Source organism: Vibrio sp. R10-SG3-ISO10, from assembly GCF_059834185.1.
Map to the genome: position 1 here is coordinate 524,664 of NZ_JCBDHG010000020.1, position 18,376 is coordinate 543,039.

Genomic DNA, 18,376 nt, shown 5'->3' on the forward strand with positions numbered 1-18,376 from the left:
ATGAAGGATCTATTAAGTAAAGCTGGCAGACTTTCTGCCAGCGCCATATTGACATTGATTTCGTTACAATGTCACGGATTTGAAATCGCAGGACAAGCTAACGTAGAACATAGGCAGTTTTTCTCAGACGGTGAGCAGGGGCAGGGAAAAGGTCAGAGCTCTCTGGTTCTACAGCCTGAATTCTACTGGCAATTGGGAGAGAACGCCGATTTTACCTTTACGCCTTTTTACCGTTTTGACAGTTTAGATGATGAAAGAACCCATGGCGATATCCGTGAAGCTCTCTATCTAAACTATTGGGATGACTATGAAATCAGAGTAGGTATTGGCAAGGTGTTTTGGGGAGTGACCGAATCTGCCCATTTAGTCGATGTTGTTAATCAAACTGACGCTATTGAAGCGGTTGATGGCGAAGATAAGCTCGGCCAACCTATGATTCACTTTACCTCGATCAAAGAGTGGGGAGCCATAGACGCCATGGTATTGCCTTACTTTAGAGAGCGCACTTTTTCGGGTAAGGATGGCCGCTTACGTCCTACGTTGCCGGTATCTAAAGACGCCATCTATGAATCCTCACGGGAAGAAAAACATGTCGACTTTGCGTTGAGATATTCGCAGATGTACGGTGATTGGGATGTCGGATTGAGCTATTTCCAAGGTACTAATCGTGATCCCTACTTTCGTTTGGCTGGTGGTGAAGTGAAGCCATACTATGCACAGGCGAAACAGGTTGGCCTCGATGTACAAGGTATTGTAGGCGATTGGCTGTGGAAACTTGAAACTATCTACCGAGACAGTTTCGAACACCATACAGGGCTCGTGTCTGGCTTTGAATACACTATTGTTGGCGTGTTTGATACGGTTTGGGATCTTGGTTTGATTGCTGAATATCTCTACGATAGCCGCGGCAATAATGCTCAAACCATAGGTCAGAACGACATCTTTGCAGGAACGCGTCTTGCGCTCAATGACGAAGATAGTACGGAGATTTTGTTGGGCATTACCCAAGATCTCGATAACAGCGATGTTTATAGCGCTAAGCTAGAAGCCTCTAGCCGTTTAACCAATCACTTGTCTTGGACAATAGATGCCTGGTTGTTTGAGAATCAAACGCCAGATGACTTGCTCTATTTTGCGCGTAAAGATGACTTTATCCAGATGTCTTTAGAATACTATTTCTGACATGAATGTAATCAAAGATGTTTCTGGATAATTTAAACTAGGGAGCAAATAAGCTCCCTTTTTTGGCGATACTCATTGTTCACAAAACCACCATACCGTTAGTGGTTTTTGCTGCTCTGGCATAAGTTGTTGATAACCTTGAAACAAAATAAAACATGCAGTTTTGGAGGTGCAAGTCTGCATGTTTTAATGGTGGTTATTAATGATACATTTGTTACCTGAATGTATTGAATTTTGGAAATAAATCTCATTACTGAGTGGTGGGTTATATCTTTCGAAATTCTGGTAGTTGCTGAATGAGGTACCGCTCTTGGTTGGACAATTTAAATTAACCACAGAAACCTATGTCGTTATTGGCCTAGATGGTCGTATCAAAATTGTAGATTCAATGGATGAACTACTGTCGGGTGAAGTGATTATTTCCACTCTCGAAAATGAAATCCAACCAGAACAAATTTATGTTTTAAATGAATTTGGGCATCCTCAGCCGGAACCGGATGCAGCAAAGCAAGTAGCTCAACTACTCGAAGCACTTGAGAATGGTGTGGATCCTAGCGAGTTGGGAGATGAGTTTGCAACGGCTGCAGGTGGTGCGGGCGGTTCAAGTCTTACTGAGTCAGGAACTATTGAAAGAATAGGGGCTGAAGTTCTTGCTAGCACTTATTTTGAAACCGCTGGCTTTAGTTCAGAGCAAAGTACCACGTTGTTCAATCTTTTCCGCAATTCGCAAACCGATATTGCGCAGATTCGAGCGATAATTGCTGGGGATGACTCTGGGTCAGTCCAAGAGGATACTGTTCTTGAAACTAGTGGTCAGTTGTCCATCAGTGATTCCAACACAGGTGAAGCTTTTTTTCAGCCACAGACAAATGTACAAGATGGCAATTGGGGCAGCTTTTCGGTTGATGTGAATGGCAATTGGAGTTATCAACTCAACAATGATCATCCAGATGTTCAGGCTTTAAATACAGACAGCGAGCCAGTTACCCGTATTTTAACCGTCACATCAGTTGATGGAACAACTCATCAAGTTGAAATCACCATTACGGGCACCAATGATGCGGCGCAAATCAGCGGTGATGATAAAGGCGCAGTGACGGAAGGTGACGGCAATGTGATCCTTGAAGATAAAGGCACACTGACGTCTGTCGATGTGGACGGCAACAACGCCAACGACACCTTTAAAACCGAGGTGACACCCAACAACCACTCAAGTGAAGGGGCACCACTGGGCAGCCTGACCATCACTGAAGGCGGTGAGTGGACGTACAACGTCGACAACAGCAAAGTGGAATACTTAGGTGAAGGTCAGACTCGCATTGAAACCTTCACTGTGTACTCGCAAGACGGCACTCCTCATCAAGTTGAAATCACCATCACGGGCACCAATGACGCCGCGCAAATCAGCGGCGATGATAAAGGCGCAGTAACGGAAGGCGACGGCAATGTGATCCTTGAAGATAAGGGCACACTGACGTCCGTCGATGTGGACGGCAACAACGCCAACGACACCTTTAAAGTTGAGGTGACGCCAAACAACCACCCAAGTGAAGGGGCGCCACTGGGCAGTCTGACCATCACTGAAGGCGGTGAGTGGACGTACAACGTCGACAACAGCATAGTGGAATACCTAGATGAAGGTCAGACACGTGTTGAAACCTTCACTGTGTACTCGCAAGATGGCACTCCACACCAAGTTGAAATCACCATCACAGGCACCAATGACGCCGCGCAAATCAGCGGCGATGATAAAGGCGCAGTAACGGAAGGTGACGGCAATGTTATCCTTGAAGATAAAGGCACACTGACGTCTGTCGATGTGGACGGCAACAACGCGAACGACACCTTTAAAACTGAGGTGACACCCAACAACCACCCAAGTGAAGGGGTGCCACTGGGCAGCCTGACCATCACTCAAGGCGGTGAGTGGACGTACAACGTCGACAACAGCAAAGTGGAATACTTAGGTGAGGGGCAGACACGCGTTGAAACCTTCACTGTGTACTCACAAGACGGCACACCGCATCAAGTTGAAATCACCATCACGGGCACCAATGACGCCGCGCAAATCAGCGGCGATGATAAAGGCGCAGTAACGGAAGGTGACGGCAATGTGATCCTTGAAGATAAGGGCACACTGACGTCTGTCGATGTGGACGGCAACAACGCGAACGACACCTTTAAAACTGAGGTGACACCCAACAACCACCCAAGTGAAGGGGCACCACTGGGCAACCTGACCATCACTGAAGGCGGTGAGTGGACGTACAACGTCGACAACAGCAAAGTGGAATACTTAGGTGAAGGTCAGACACGCGTTGAAACCTTCACTGTGTACTCGCAAGATGGCACTCCTCATCAAGTTGAAATCACCATTACAGGCACCAATGACGCCGCACAAATCAGCGGCGATGATAAAGGCGCAGTAACGGAAGGTAACGGCAATGTGATCCTTGAAGATAAAGGCACACTGACGTCTGTCGATGTGGATGGCAACAACGCCAACGACACCTTTAAAACTGAGGTGACGCCCAACAACCACTCAAGTGAAGGAGCGCCATTCGGCAGCCTGACCATCACCGAAGGCGGTGAGTGGACGTATAACGTTGACAACAGCAAAGTGGAATACCTAGGTGAAGGTCAGACTCGCATTGAAACCTTCACTGTGTACTCGCAAGACGGTACACCTCATCGAGTCGAAATCACCATCACGGGCACCAACGATGCGGCGCAAATCAGCGGTGATGATAAAGGCGCAGTCACGGAAGGTGACGGCAATGTGATCCTTGAAGATAAAGGCACACTGACGTCTGTCGATGTGGATGGCAACAACGCCAACGACACCTTTAAAACGGAAGTGACGCCCAACAACCACCCAAGTGAAGGGGCGCCACTGGGCAGCCTGACCATCACTGAAGGCGGTGAGTGGACGTACAACGTCGACAACAGCAAAGTGGAATACTTAGGTGAAGGTCAGACTCGCATTGAAACCTTCACTGTGTACTCGCAAGACGGCACTCCTCATCAAGTTGAAATCACCATCACGGGCACCAATGACGCCGCGCAAATCAGTGGCGATGATAAAGGTGCAGTGACGGAAGGTGATGGCAATGTGATCCTCGAAGATAAAGGTACACTGACGTCTGTTGATGTAGACGGCAACAACGCCAACGACACCTTTAAAACGGAAGTGACGCCCAACAACCACCCAAGTGAAGGGGCGCCACTGGGCAGCCTGACCATCACTGAAGGCGGTGAGTGGACGTACAACGTCGACAACAGCAAAGTGGAATACCTAGGTGAAGGTCAGACTCGCATTGAAACCTTCACCGTGTACTCGCAAGATGGCACTCCACACCAAGTTGAAATCACCATCACAGGCACCAATGACGCCGCGCAAATCAGCGGCGATGATAAAGGCGCAGTGACAGAAGGTGACGGCAATGTGATCCTTGAAGATAAGGGCACACTGACGTCTGTCGATGTAGACGGCAACAACGCCAACGACACCTTTAAAACTGAGGTGACGCCAAACAACCACTCAAGTGAAGGGGCGCCACTGGGCAGCCTGACCATCACTGAAGGCGGTGAGTGGACGTACAACGTCGACAACAGCAAAGTGGAATACTTAGGGGAAGGCCAGACTCGCATTGAAACCTTCACCGTGTACTCGCAAGACGGCACACCGCATCAAATTGAAATCACCATCACGGGCACTAATGATGCGCCAGAGTTCATCAGTGGTAGCAATAACAGTCATGGACGTGACTCGCAAGGTAATATCGACGCAGATAGCTATCAGTTTAGTGTTGATGAAAATACCCCAACAGGTGTTATTGGCAAGGTTGAAGCGTTCGATATCGACGAAAACAGTCAGGTGACTTATCACCTAACGAATCACACTGACCTGTTTGAGATAAATACGGCAACTGGTGAAATCAGTGTTAAGAATGGTGTTACGTTCGATCATGAAACAATCGACAGTTACCAACTTGAGGTAGAAGCTCGCGACCAATTTAATGGAAAAGATACGGCTCAAGTTAAAGTGCTTATCAACGACCTTAACGAAGCGCCAATCGCTGAAGATGATAAGGGCATCGAAACGACGACCAAGACACTGGATCAGAACAATTGGGATGACAGTGCCGATATCAGTGTCGATTACTATGTGATTGATACTACTACAGGAAATAAAGTCGCTGATGCGTCTAAATCTGATTATACCGGTGATGGCGATCATAAGTACGGTGTGAGTTCTTCACTCGATAAAGGTTCAGACCGAGTCCAAGATGGACAGATCGGTTACGATGATGTCACTGGCCAAAGTGAAGCAATGCGTTTTTCATTTGCCAATGGACAAGTGTCTAATCACGCCGAAGTGGAGGTGAAGAACCTTTGGACTGACACCAAAAATGGTAGCTGGGAGCCTGGTATTGAACGTGGAGTCTGGAAGGCATACTACAAAGGTGAACTAGTCGCGACTGGTGTCTTTGAAGGTACTCGCGGAGGCAGTCAAGTCGTCAGCATTGACGCAGATGGTCGCTATTTTGACAGTATTGAGATGTCGACGATCAGCTACAAAGACGGTGTTGTTGATCCAAAAGGTTCTGAGTATTTCGTTACTCAAGTTAGCGCAGACCTGACTACTTTTGACGATAGTTACCAAACCAGTGGCTCAGGTACGTTAGAGCTAGATGTTTTGGCAAATGATCATGACCCTGATGGTGATGACTTGACGATTGTCGATTATCCAAAAGAAGACTTCTTAACTCTTAAAGACGGGAAGTTGGTCTTTGACGCTGCGAAATATCTTGAATCTTTACCGGCAAACGAACGTATCATCAAAACTGGTGAAGTGAAGGAATACACCTTTGAGTACACCATCGAAGATGAAGACGGCTTAAAAGATACCGCTGAGGTTACTGTCAGCGTTATGGGTGAGCCAATGTCCTTAAATGACGCTCACGCTGAGTTAAATGAATCTGAATTAGGTACAGATACGGGAGCTCATGCAGAAGGAGATTTGGTAGCAGACCTTGGATCTGCGACTGATGCCGAATATCACTTTGAAGTAGACCAGAGTTTGAGTGGCTTCACCAGTGGCGGTAAACCAGTGTCGTTTGAGGTGAGCGCAGACCAAACTACTCTAACCGGATATACAGGCGCTGGCTCAGATCGCGTTAAAGTGCTAGAAGCAAGCGTCGACGTTAACACGGGCCACTATTCCGTTGTTCAGCATTCTGCTCTAGATCATGCTGAACAAGGTGCAGATAAGATCGACATTTCGGCAAAAGTTGAGGTGAACGCAGGTGGTCAATCTGAGAGTGCCATTTTACACCTAGATGTTACCGACTCGGTGCCTAGTTCAAATTCTGCCCACCACGTAATCAATGATGTCGCGCTGCAAAGTAACACCGTAGTAATAGCGCTTGATGCTTCACAGTCGATGAGTAGTCAGGTACTGGATGCTGACGGACACTGGGTGACACGCTGGGAACTGGCAAGAGACTCCATCACAGCAATGTTTGAAAAGTACCAGGATGTCGGCGATGTACAATTTAAAATTGCGGCGCACAGTGGTTTTCCGGATGGGCAGATTTCTGGGTGGCTAAGTTCAGTAGGAGACATTCGTCAGTTCTTCTTTGATGTTCAGCCATCGGCTTGGACGCCTTATAGCCAAGCGATTGATCAAGTGCATGAAGTACTTACAGACCCAACGAGTCAGTCATTGCTCAATAGCACCAATACACAGCTTTACTTTATTTCTGATGGTGTCACGACAGATTTCGATGGCTGGACAAATCAGTCAGGCGGCTACGAAACCAAAGCTCGTGAAAGTCTAATGAAATGGAGTAGCGAAGATGATTTTTCTAGCCCTGAGCGATACCAGCAAGTTCGAGATGGTTTGGTAGAACCAACAACTGCTGAAGAAAAAATGATCCTCGAAAATGCTATGGAAAAGAGCATCGAGACGAGTGGGCAGACAATTGACAATATTTGGTCAGTAGGGATCGGTGCCGGGGCTGATTTGAAGTACCTGGAGCCGATAGCGACAGACAAAGGCTCAGCGATTGTAGTGGTTGATGACGCGCAGATAGAAGAACTGCTGATCAAAACCGTGTCTGGCCAACTACAGAGTGACTTGATTACTCATCAAGGGGGCGAGGAACAGTGGGTAGACACGATGGTCGTCGAAGGAGATACCTACCATTTCGATAAGCTAACTGGAGAAGTGACCAAGAGTGTAGCGGGCCACATAGAAACAGTGTCTGAGAGTTCTTTAGTGAAAATTGACACGACTCATGGTCACCTTACGATTAACTTTGAAAATGGGCGCTATGACTACAAAGCGAACAATGTAGATGGTCATCAACAAGATAAGTTTATCGCTAGAGTCGTAGATGCAGACGGTGATGTCGCTGAGAGCCAAATTACTATCGATGTTCAAGATACATCGCAGCCGGATTCGTCGCGCAACATAGTTCAAGGTGATAGCCAAGCGAATACCTTGAATGGAACGGATGGTAACGATGCTCTGGTCGGGTATGATGGAGCTGACACATTAAATGGTGGTGCAGGTGATGATATCCTTATCGGTGGTCTAGATAACGATGTACTTATCGGCGGTTTAGGAAGTGATATCTTAACGGGTGGGGCAGGAAAAGATGTGTTTGCTTTTTCTTCAGAATCACTAAATATCACAGCCGATCAAGACATTATTAAAGACTTCCATTTGAACGAAGATAAGCTTGATTTTACCGATGTTTTGGCACCATTAGGTGATGAAGATAAGGACATGGAAAATCTGCTAAATCATCTAACGGCGAGCTTCGATGCAGACAAAGAGACATTAAATATTGACCTAACGGCAGACGATGGAAAATCAGTATCTATCGCTTTAGAACAGTTCGATATCTCAGGCCTCGATTTATCAGCGTCGGCGAGCTCTCATGAGATTGTTGAGCAGATGTTCCAGCACCAAGCCTTTAAGGTGGACTAAAATTAGAAATTGAGGGAGCTAGTAAAGCTCCCTTTTCTTTTACGTACCGACACTAGAGTGCTTCAAATTTTGAAGTGTTGCTTAATCAGCTTATAGCATTCGTGACGAAACCATCGATGCTCGGGGTCTTTATGATGCTTTTCGTGCCACAGCAGGTAGTAATGATGCTCTGGAAGCTGGAAAGGCAATGGTATTGTTTGCAGCGCATATTGTTGACACAACGAAGCCGCAATATGACTTGGAACAGTCATTATATTGCTACTAACTTCCAATAGCTGAGCTGCACTCTGCAAATCAGGCATCACCGCAGAGATGACTCTTTGATGTTCACGTTTCTTAAACACGCCATCCACCTCGCGGGTCTTGTCACCTAATCCACTCACTTGAATATGTTTCGCTGCAAAATACTCATGTAAAGACAGCGTTTTACTTCGTCCCAAGCTCTGCTTTGACCCGATTACAACATAATGGTCACTGGCGATACGTTTGCCATGAATATGATTGGGAACATCAACCGCCATTGTGGCAACGACATCAAGATAGCTAGTGGCAAGCGCCTCTAGCTGTCCGTTATCTATTATCGAACCATGAATGGAAGCATTTGGGCAATCTGTCGTGACGAGCTTTGCGATCTCAGGGAGCGCAGCGCCTGAGACAAACGAGTCAAACCCAATGTGAAAGCGCCGCTCAATGTCTTCGAGCTTAAAATCAGAATGTTGATAAAGCGCATCCATCTGTTTCAGTAGGTTAGGCAAGGTCTGTTTTAGCTCTTGCGCTCTATTGGTTAGCACAAACTCCTTTCCGTCTCGAACTAAAATGGGATCGCCAAAAGCATCTCGTATTTGACCGAGTGTTCGACTCATTGCTGGTTGAGTCACATTCAGCTTTTTAGCCGCTTCCGTAAGGCTCTGCGTTTGGAGCAGTGCATTTAAAGCGGGCAGGAGTTTGTAGTTATTCATCAATTACAGCTCTTTTATCATCCAGACATCGCAACTATTGTGCTCAGTGCCTTCCAGTGGCTGGGATAAGTGCTCAAACCCAAACGTTTCATACATTCGAACCGCAGCATTCATATTGGATAAGGTGTCGAGATAGCAAGATTCGAACCCTTGTTCACGAGCAAAATCAAGACAAGCAGACACTAGCTTTCTACCCAAACCGAGCCCTCTGCTATCCGGCAGAAGGAACAGCTTCTTTAGCTCGCAGACTTTGTCACTACTTGAAAATGGGGCGAGCCCGCATCCGCCGACTATTTTTCCGTCTAGTTTAGCGACAAGATAGAGTGACTTATTCTCAAGGGTATAGTGCTGGCTCATGTTGCTCACTTCTGCATCTGAAGGACCATAACCCTCACCAACAGCGCCAAATTCTGCGCCAACCTTCTGAATGATTTGGCATATTGCTTGGTCGTGCTCAGGAAGAATAGGAGTGATTGTTAGATTCATGTTTACCTCAATTTCTTTCTTAACTCTGTTGAAAGCCAATTTATAGCCATTGATGAATAAGTAAAAATTATTTTAGATTATGTTAATAATAACAAAAAGTGATGTCTTTGCGGCAAGTATCAAAGTGGTTAGCCAATTTAGATGCTTGATAAGTGTCCAACAGGTGATTCTAAGGATATTTCAGTTTGGCTTTGAACGTTGCTTTCGTTACTATGTACAGCTACTTGAAAATACCGAAATTCCCTTCCGGGAAACCTTATGGAAACTACCAAAAGGTAGATGAGGAAACGATGCAACATCTAGAAGAGATCATTGCTAACGCGAATGCAGCAATTGAAGCTGCAGATTCGTTAGTCGCACTTGATGAAGTGCGTGTTCAGTATCTAGGCAAAAAAGGTGAGCTAACGGCTCAACTTCAAAGCCTAGGTAAACTACCACCAGAAGAGCGCCGTGAAGCTGGTCAAGAGATCAACAAAGCGAAAGGCGTTGTTCAACAAGCGATCGCAGCTCGTAAAGATGCACTACAACGTGCAGAGCTAGAAGCGAAGCTTGCAGCAGAAACAATCGACGTGACTCTACCAGGTCGTCGTATCGAGAACGGTGGTCTACACCCTGTGACTCGTACTGTTGAGCGTATTGAACAGTTCTTTGGTGAGCTAGGCTTTAACACTGAGTCTGGTCCTGAGATTGAAGATGCATTCCACAACTTTGATGCACTAAACATCGCAGAAGATCACCCAGCGCGTACTGACCACGACACGTTCTTCTTTAACCCAGATCTAATGCTACGTACTCACACGTCTGGCGTTCAGATCCGTACGATGGAAAATGGTAAACCACCATTCCGCTTCATTGCACCGGGCCGTGTTTACCGTAACGACTACGACCAAACGCACACGCCAATGTTCCACCAAGTGGAAGGCATGCTAGTAGACGAGAACGTGAACTTCGCACAGCTTAAAGGCATTCTGCACGACTTCCTATGTAACTTCTTTGAAGAAGAAGTTGAAGTTCGTTTCCGTCCTTCTTACTTCCCATTCACTGAGCCTTCAGCAGAAGTAGACGTGAAAGGTAAGAACGGCAAATGGCTTGAAGTTCTGGGTTGTGGCATGGTTCACCCTAACGTACTTCGCAGCGTTGGCATCGACCCTGAGAAATACTCTGGCTTTGCATTTGGTATGGGCGTTGAGCGTCTGACTATGCTTCGTTACGGCGTAAGCGATCTTCGTGCGTTCTTCGAGAACGACCTTCGTTTCCTAAAACAGTTCAAGTAATCCAGGGGATACATCACTATGAAATTTAGCGAATCTTGGCTTCGTGAGTGGGTAAACCCTGCGGTATCGACTGACGAACTTACACACCAAATCACAATGGCGGGTCTAGAAGTAGACGACGTACTACCTGTTGCTGGTTCTTTCACTGGCGTTAAAGTAGGTAAAGTGGTTGAGTGTGGTCAACACCCAGACGCTGACAAACTACGTGTAACTAAAGTAGATGTTGGCGCTGAAGAACTTCTAGACATCGTTTGTGGCGCATCTAACTGTCGTCTAGGTATCAAAGTTGCTGTAGCGACTGTTGGTGCTGTTCTACCAGGCGATTTCAAAATCAAAAAAGCAAAACTACGTGGTCAACCATCACACGGCATGCTGTGTTCATTCTCTGAACTAGGTATCGACGTTGAATCTGATGGCATCATGGAACTAGCAGAAGACGCAGCAATCGGTACTGATTTCCGCGAATTCCTAGGTCTTGACGACGTAACAGTAGACGTAGACCTAACGGCTAACCGCGCTGACTGTTTCAGCATCCGTGGTATGGCACGTGAAGTTGGCGTTCTAAACCGTGCTGACGTAACTGAGCCTGCAGTAAACGCAGTAGCACCAGCTATCGACGACACAGTTTCTATCGAAGTGAAAGCGACTGCAGCATGTCCACGTTACCTTGGCCGTGTGGTTAAGAACGTAAACGTTCAAGCTGAAACACCACTTTGGATGCAAGAGAAACTGCGCCGTTGTGGTATTCGCTCTATCGACCCAGTTGTAGACATCACTAACTTTGTTCTTCTAGAGCAAGGCCAGCCAATGCACGCATTTGATCTTGCTAAGATTGAAGGTGGCATCGTGGTTCGTATGGCAGAGCAGGACGAGAAGCTAACTCTTCTAGACGGCAACGAAGCTGAGCTAAACGCTGATACTCTAGTTGTCGCAGACCACAACAAAGCACTTGCGATCGCAGGTATCTTCGGTGGTGAAGAGTCTGGTGTAACCACTGCGACTAAAGACGTACTACTTGAGTGTGCATTCTTCGCACCAGACCACATCCGTGGTCGCGCGCGTAGCTACGGTCTACACACTGATTCTTCTATGCGTTTTGAGCGTGGTGTCGATTTCGCACTACAAACAAGCGCAATGGAGCGTGCAACAGAACTTCTAGTTGAGATCTGTGGCGGTGAAGTAGCCCCTGTTGTTGCTGTAGAGTCAGAAGCTGACCTACCAAAAGCAAACACAGTATCACTACGTCGTACTAAGCTAGACAGCCTACTAGGCCACCACATTGCTGATAGCGATGTTGTTGAGATCCTAGAGCGTCTTGGCCTAACTGTAGAGACTACAGACGCAGGTTGGACAGCGACAGCACCGACATGGCGTTTTGATATCGCAATCGAGCAAGACCTAATTGAAGAAGTAGGTCGTATCTACGGTTACGATAACATCCCTAACCAAAACCCAGCGGCAGCACTTAAGATGCACGACCACGTTGAAGCGAACATTCCGCTAAAACGCGTTCGTAACCTACTTGTTGACCGTGGTTACCAAGAAGCAATCACTTACAGCTTCGTTGAGCCAGAGCAGCAAAAGCTTGTTGTTCCAGGTGTTGAGCCGCTAATCCTGCCATTCCCAATCTCTGCGGACATGTCAGCAATGCGTCTAGGCCTAATCCAAGGTCTACTAAACACTGTGGTTCACAACCAGAAACGTCAACAGCCACGTGTTCGTCTATTCGAATACGGCCTACGTTTCATCCCATGTGAGTCTGCTGAAAACGGTATGCGCCAAGAGCCTATGCTTGCTGGTGTTATCGCAGGTACTCGCAGCGAAGAGCACTGGGACATCGAAACCAACACTGTTGATTTCTTTGACCTGAAAGGCGACCTAGAAGCGGTTCTTGAGCTAACAGCAAACGAAGTAGCTTACTCTTTCGCAGCACTTTCTGCTGAAGATAAAGCAGCGAACCCAGCGCTTCACCCAGGTCAATCTGCAGCTATCATCGTTGATGGCAAGCAAGTTGGTGTGATTGGTACAGTTCACCCTGAGCTTGAGCGTAAGTTTGGTCTAAACGGCCGTACTATCGTATTCGAAGTGGAATGGTCTGCAATCAACACTAAAGTGATCCCTGAAGCAGTTCAGCTTTCTAAGTTCCCATCAAACCGTCGTGACATCGCGGTCGTTGTTGACGAAGCAGTGGCTTCTGGCGACATCGTTGCAGCATGTCTAGAGCAAGGAGGTGAGTTCCTGAAAGACGCGAAGCTATTCGACGTTTACGTTGGTAAAGGCGTTGAAGAAGGTAAGAAGAGCCTAGCAATCGCGCTAACACTACAATCTGTAGAGCGTACGCTTGAAGATGCAGACATCGCTGGTGCGGTTGACGCTATCGTTGCTCACGTATCTGAGAAGTTTGGTGCTTCACTGCGTGACTAATCACTTCTGATTAGATAGAAAACCAAAGGCCTCGCAATAGCGAGGCCTTTTTGTTTGGGGCAAAAGGAGTAGGGTGCTAATTCGCAATTGGACAAAACTATTTTATAGTCTGTTCTAATTTAGCAACTCATGAATAACTACAGGTATTGTAACCCTCCAATCAAGTGACCAAAGTCACTCAGTAACTAAAAACGAAATGTTCTCCTAGCCATCCCCTTTAAATCCCTGCTTCAACTAGACATTGGTCGCATGATTTAACAACATACTCTGGTATCAAATCAAACTTGGTTGGATCAAGCTGGCATATGTACTCATTTTCAATATGATAAGTTTCGTTAATAAATTTCTGGAGAACAGAGTTTTCCACCTCAACATCTTCAAACAAACGGAATATTTGCAACTTCTCATAACCACTTGAACAGCCATCATAAATACCCCTCAATGAAACTTTATCTTTCAATCTTGTAAGAGTTTCCTCGTAACTGAAATTAGTAATACTCGATGTAATCTGAGCAACTCCCTTATCTAGCTTACTAGTATCCATAATTGGGTGACCATCTTCACGAGTATCAATTGCTTCTTCCAATGTTCGTAAATGGAGTAAGTTGGAAAGAACCTGATAGGCATCTCCCATGTCATCTACAATCTCGAAATATCGGCGTAGGTAGATTAACTTTAGAATTGAGTCAGCTTCGGTAGCTAAGTAATCCGTACAAATTTGAGAAAACGTCTTGATATCATTCCTATCAATAGAAAACTCATTTATTACCCCAGAATCGAATCTCAGATACGAGGCGAATACCTGGCTATCAAACTGTTTCTGCACAGCTTTCACTGTATCTATAATAGGTTCAACATCATGAGTAAGCATCAACACAGTCTTGCTCTTTAGGCAGTTCTCAGCCTTTCTGCGAAATAGCATTTCCAAAATTGCATACTTCTTATTTTTATCAAATGACGAAATTGGGTCGTCTAGTATGATCAAGTCGGGCTTTTTGGATAAACACTCGTACATAAACAAGACAATAGCGAATGCATTTCGCTCACCAAAGCTAAGGTGTTGATCTCCGCCAGAGACAAAATCATCATGATCAATATGGCGTAACTTCAATTGAGACTTATCATCTTCACCTGAAATTTGTACTTTATATTTATAACCAGCGTAAGATAGAAAATTGTTAATCTCTGTTTGGTACTTTTCTACCAATTTTTGCATTGCACCACGCTGTTGGTTTAGCTTTCCTTGTAACTGGCCAGCCTTAACAACAACTTCATCTATCGAATTGTTAATAGTGTCTATTTCTTGCTTGGTCGCATCTGAGTTTAGTTCAGTAAGAAAAGCAAGATCTATCTTGTATGCATTTAACTGATCTCGTACCAACTCATCTTTTTTAAAGTCAAACCCTTTAAGTGCTTTCAACTTAACCAAACGATCGGACAAACGGTCAATCTGCGTTTTGATTTGTTTAAGGTAATCTATATGTTCTGGTTCAAGACCATTTGGAAGGAGAGTTATATCAGTTAGCTTTTGCTTTGCTTCTTCAGTAAAGTAATCACCAAGTTTGTTGATCACATCGATGATCTTTACCAAGTTTTTAATGACATTCTTGTCATATTCCTCACCAACTTTGGTAATTTGTTCTTTCTTATCAGTAGTATCTGAAGAGCAGTAAGGACAACAGTCTGACAACTCAGAAAACTCTTTAGAGCCTTTTGTTTGCCAATCAATCCAAGCTACATTGGAAGAGCTACTGATGAAAGGTTGATATACCTCTAAACCTTCAGGGATATGTTGCAACTTATTTCCCTGAGAAAGCCCCTTCATACCTGTCGAGTTTCTTGCTAGACCAGTTCTAGTCGAGGTGAAAGCGGTACCTAGCTCGCTCAGATCATTGATGAAAGTTTCAAGGTTTTCATTTTCATCAAATAGCCCTTTGATTTCGTTTACAATGCCTTCGATTTGTTCTTCAACAACATTGTAAGCATCCGTTCTTATGAATATGTCAAAACTATTGCTTACTAACTCATCTGATTGAAAAGTAAACTGGCGAACATAATCTTCGTTGAAGCACATAACTGAACTGACTTCGGCATCAGCAGTTACGGTTGGAGTTTTGGCATCAGGGTTATCTGCTTTCAGCTTAAATGGTATGAGGGAGTCAAGAGAATCATTTTGTGAATGCAGTGTTATGGCCTTTGCTATCGTACTCTTACCTGAGCCATTAGGGGCAAATTTGATGTTTAATTTTTTTTCTGTCAGAGCAATAGTTGTTGAGTCGATACTGTTGCAGTTTTCTATTGTGATATTCATTTTTTATTATTCCAACCTACCTCATACTAGGCAATTGAGTACATCCATCATAAGAGGGAACTGAGCATCCTTTTAAATACGTTGTGAAGTGGCGCTTTGGGCTAACCAGCCAAGTTTGCTCAACACGAAAGCCATAAACGCCGAACTATTTTATTACACAGGGCAAAATGTATGCGTGCAATGAGGGTGATCAGGAAGCTTTGGGTCTTTGGTCCACTCACCATCACCATAAGATGACTTCAAGCGTTCTAGCATGACCTTAGCACTATGAGTTGTACCTGCTAGTTGCTGAGAACATTTCGACAAACCTTGTTCACTCGTAGAATGGTTTACAAAGCAATCGTCGCTACCGCTTTCAATGATAGTCTCCAAAACTGCTTGATTATAAAACCTGCTAACTTGCGTCCTAACTAAACGTTCAGCCCAACCACTAGCAAACACACGGTTGTCACCAGAAAACATACTTTGTTGGCGAGGTAACCTACTATCTACGTTAGCAATTGCGACATTTAAGTCTATTTTTAAGTCAAAAAAATCAATTAGGATTTCTCGAAAATCCTCTAATCTACTACCACCTGTCGTAACTTTACCTGCGATTGGTTCATACTGAACCAAATCAAGTGCTTTGCGTTTAAGAGAAGAGTTATTGGTCAAAGAATCTTGAATTTGATGAAAATCTTCTGCATAGCTAACTGACATATTGCCTCCGCTTTTGGTTTATAGGGGAATGAGATATCTCACCCTAAGTGCTACATGGAGGTAAATAACCATAAATAAATAGCGGATTATCAATGCTATACTAGTTGCATTGATTTTTGAGATCTAGGACCAGATAACTGGTGTAGTAATTGAGGCATATCTTTGGTTTAGCAATGCTCCATCAAGCTAGGTTGAATAAGATTAAAACAACTCACGTTCAGTAAGTAACCTTGCAGTATGAGTGTGATTGCGCTATGTCGGCATTAGTTATGGTTGTTCAAATGGAAAGCCCAGAAGTGTTTTAATTAGCAACTCTAAACAAGAATGGGGTAAAAATGAGTTGGCTGGTCAGCACCTGAGAAAAGCAAAGGCCTCGCAATTGCGAGGCCTTAGTTTTTACAGATATAGCCGAGAGGTTAAATACCCGTTGGCTTTAACTCACGTTTAACGGTTAGCTAAAGCTTGGGATAATCGCTGGAATCCCTGGCAGAAGCCCAACTAACGCCATCACACTTGTTAGCACCACAAACATAATGCCCGGCAACACCCAACGGCTCATTTTACTCAGTTCACCGCTTCGTTCTTTACAACCCACTAAGCCTAAGTTGTCTAACAGCATAGTGAGCGACCAACCAAATGCAGGGTTTACTAGCGCTGATGAAAATACAACGATTGCGGCAGATTGGGTGGTTTTCCCTTCGCGCGTCATTTCCATGCCAGCTTCTAGCAATGGGACGAATACACCAACGATTAGCGCAACACAAAGCACAGGTTGCCAGATAGCTAAATCCATCGGGTAGCCCCAAATTGCGGCGATGATGCAAAACAGAGCCGTCAGCAAAGCACCCGCAGGAATGGGGCGTTTGGCAATTGCGGCTGGTACGATATAAGTACCCCATGAAGAGGTAAAGTTAGTACCACCGAGTAAAGAACCAAACGTCTGACGAATAGAAGCCGTGGTCATGGTGTCGTCAATGTTCATGTGTACTTTTTCGGTACGTTCCGGGTAGCTGATTTTTTGAAAGACTTGATGTCCTAAGAAGTCCGGTGACCACATAGCCACTGCTAAAATAGCAAACGGCAATACCACCATGAAATGTTCAATTGTCGGTAGGCCTAGCATCCAACCTGTATCTTCTCCCCACCAATACATAGGGTTCATATGAGGTAAACCAGGCTCGGTTTGGAAAGAAAACGGTGCGCCCATCGCAAAAGCTAACGTGCCACCCAGCAAGCAACTAAGAGGTACTGCTAGCCAACGCTTACGGAAATGTTCCAATAGCGCGTACAAAATAATGGTACAAAAGATCACGACGAAAGCAATGTGACTCATACCAATTCCTTCAGCCCAAGCGAATAGCTTTTTGACTTGAGAAACGGTCCCGACAAAGCCTAGGTAGAGCAATAAGCCGCCACACACGCCTTTACTGGTGAGATTTGCCAACATGCTGCCACCTTTACTGATGGCCAGCAATAAGCCGAACGCGCCAATCAGCAAACCAAAGGCCATCGGGTGTCCACCAGCGGCAACAACAATCGGAATCAAAGGGATAAGTGGGCCATGTGTACCTGCGAGGTTAGCGGTTGGCAATAAAAAACCAGAGAAAAGAATAATGAACACTGAAGCGATAAGTAATTCATAACGAACATTTTCTAGAATAAACCCTTCGTTTAGCCCCAGAGCTCCGGCAAAGGTTGCTGCAATAGCGCCCACCATTACCACTTTACCAATGGTCGCCGCCATTGCTGGGATGGTGTCCTCAATCTCAAATCGATAATCTTTAAACGGCAAGTTTGGACGCCAGCGTTTAGGCGACATGATTTGCAACTCGTGCTCTAGATACTGCTCTCGGGACTCAAATTCAGAGCTTGGTTTGTGTTGTTGTTGATAACTGAGTTCATCCTCATTGGCTTGAGGCTTATCTGTTCTTATATGTGCGGACTCTAAAGTACTGCTCATTTTGATTCCTTTCGTTCACACTCTGAGGTGTGTTGTTCCAACAAACGTAATTTACTCCCGGTATTAAGAGGTAGCGGAGTA

At 45.3% G+C, this 18,376-nt stretch carries 9 protein-coding genes; 4 read left to right on the top strand and 5 right to left on the bottom strand.

Annotated elements, in window-relative coordinates; genetic code table 11:
• Positions 1-1,182, top strand: a complete 1,182-nt coding sequence (locus AC6R16_RS12445; protein WP_500674541.1) for a hypothetical protein — start codon at positions 1-3, stop codon at positions 1,180-1,182.
• A 310-nt stretch (positions 1,183-1,492) separates the two neighbouring features.
• Positions 1,493-8,182, top strand: coding sequence for a VCBS domain-containing protein (locus tag AC6R16_RS12450; RefSeq protein WP_500674542.1), 6,690 nt, complete (start codon positions 1,493-1,495; stop codon positions 8,180-8,182).
• Positions 8,183-8,244: 62 nt separating this feature from the next.
• Here the strand turns inward: AC6R16_RS12450 and AC6R16_RS12455 are convergent, their stop codons facing one another.
• Positions 8,245-9,141, bottom strand: coding sequence for a LysR family transcriptional regulator (locus AC6R16_RS12455; protein WP_500674543.1), 897 nt, complete (start codon positions 9,139-9,141; stop codon positions 8,245-8,247).
• 3 nt (positions 9,142-9,144) lie between these two features.
• A complete protein-coding gene (locus AC6R16_RS12460; protein ID WP_500674544.1) occupies positions 9,145-9,627 on the bottom strand; it encodes a GNAT family N-acetyltransferase in 483 nt (160 codons plus the stop codon).
• Between the two features lie 290 nt (positions 9,628-9,917).
• Between AC6R16_RS12460 and pheS the strand changes: the two genes are divergently transcribed.
• Together pheS and pheT are read left to right on the top strand one after the other, a co-directional pair.
• Positions 9,918-10,901: a phenylalanine--tRNA ligase subunit alpha gene (gene pheS / locus AC6R16_RS12465; RefSeq protein ID WP_500674661.1), complete on the top strand. Its 984-nt coding sequence runs from the start codon at positions 9,918-9,920 to the stop codon at positions 10,899-10,901.
• An 18-nt stretch (positions 10,902-10,919) separates the two neighbouring features.
• Positions 10,920-13,325, top strand: coding sequence for a phenylalanine--tRNA ligase subunit beta (pheT, locus tag AC6R16_RS12470; protein ID WP_500674545.1), 2,406 nt, complete (start codon positions 10,920-10,922; stop codon positions 13,323-13,325).
• A 217-nt stretch (positions 13,326-13,542) separates the two neighbouring features.
• Here the strand turns inward: pheT and AC6R16_RS12475 are convergent, their stop codons facing one another.
• From AC6R16_RS12475 to AC6R16_RS12485, 3 genes are all read right to left on the bottom strand, one after another.
• Positions 13,543-15,636, bottom strand: a complete 2,094-nt coding sequence (locus AC6R16_RS12475) for an AAA family ATPase (RefSeq protein ID WP_500674546.1) — start codon at positions 15,634-15,636, stop codon at positions 13,543-13,545.
• 153 nt (positions 15,637-15,789) lie between these two features.
• On the bottom strand, positions 15,790-16,335 hold the full coding sequence (locus AC6R16_RS12480; protein ID WP_500674547.1) for a hypothetical protein: 546 nt from the start codon (positions 16,333-16,335) through the stop codon (positions 15,790-15,792).
• 451 nt (positions 16,336-16,786) lie between these two features.
• Positions 16,787-18,295: a DUF3360 domain-containing protein gene (locus tag AC6R16_RS12485; RefSeq protein WP_500674548.1), complete on the bottom strand. Its 1,509-nt coding sequence runs from the start codon at positions 18,293-18,295 to the stop codon at positions 16,787-16,789.
• Between the last annotated feature and the right edge of the window lie 81 nt (positions 18,296-18,376).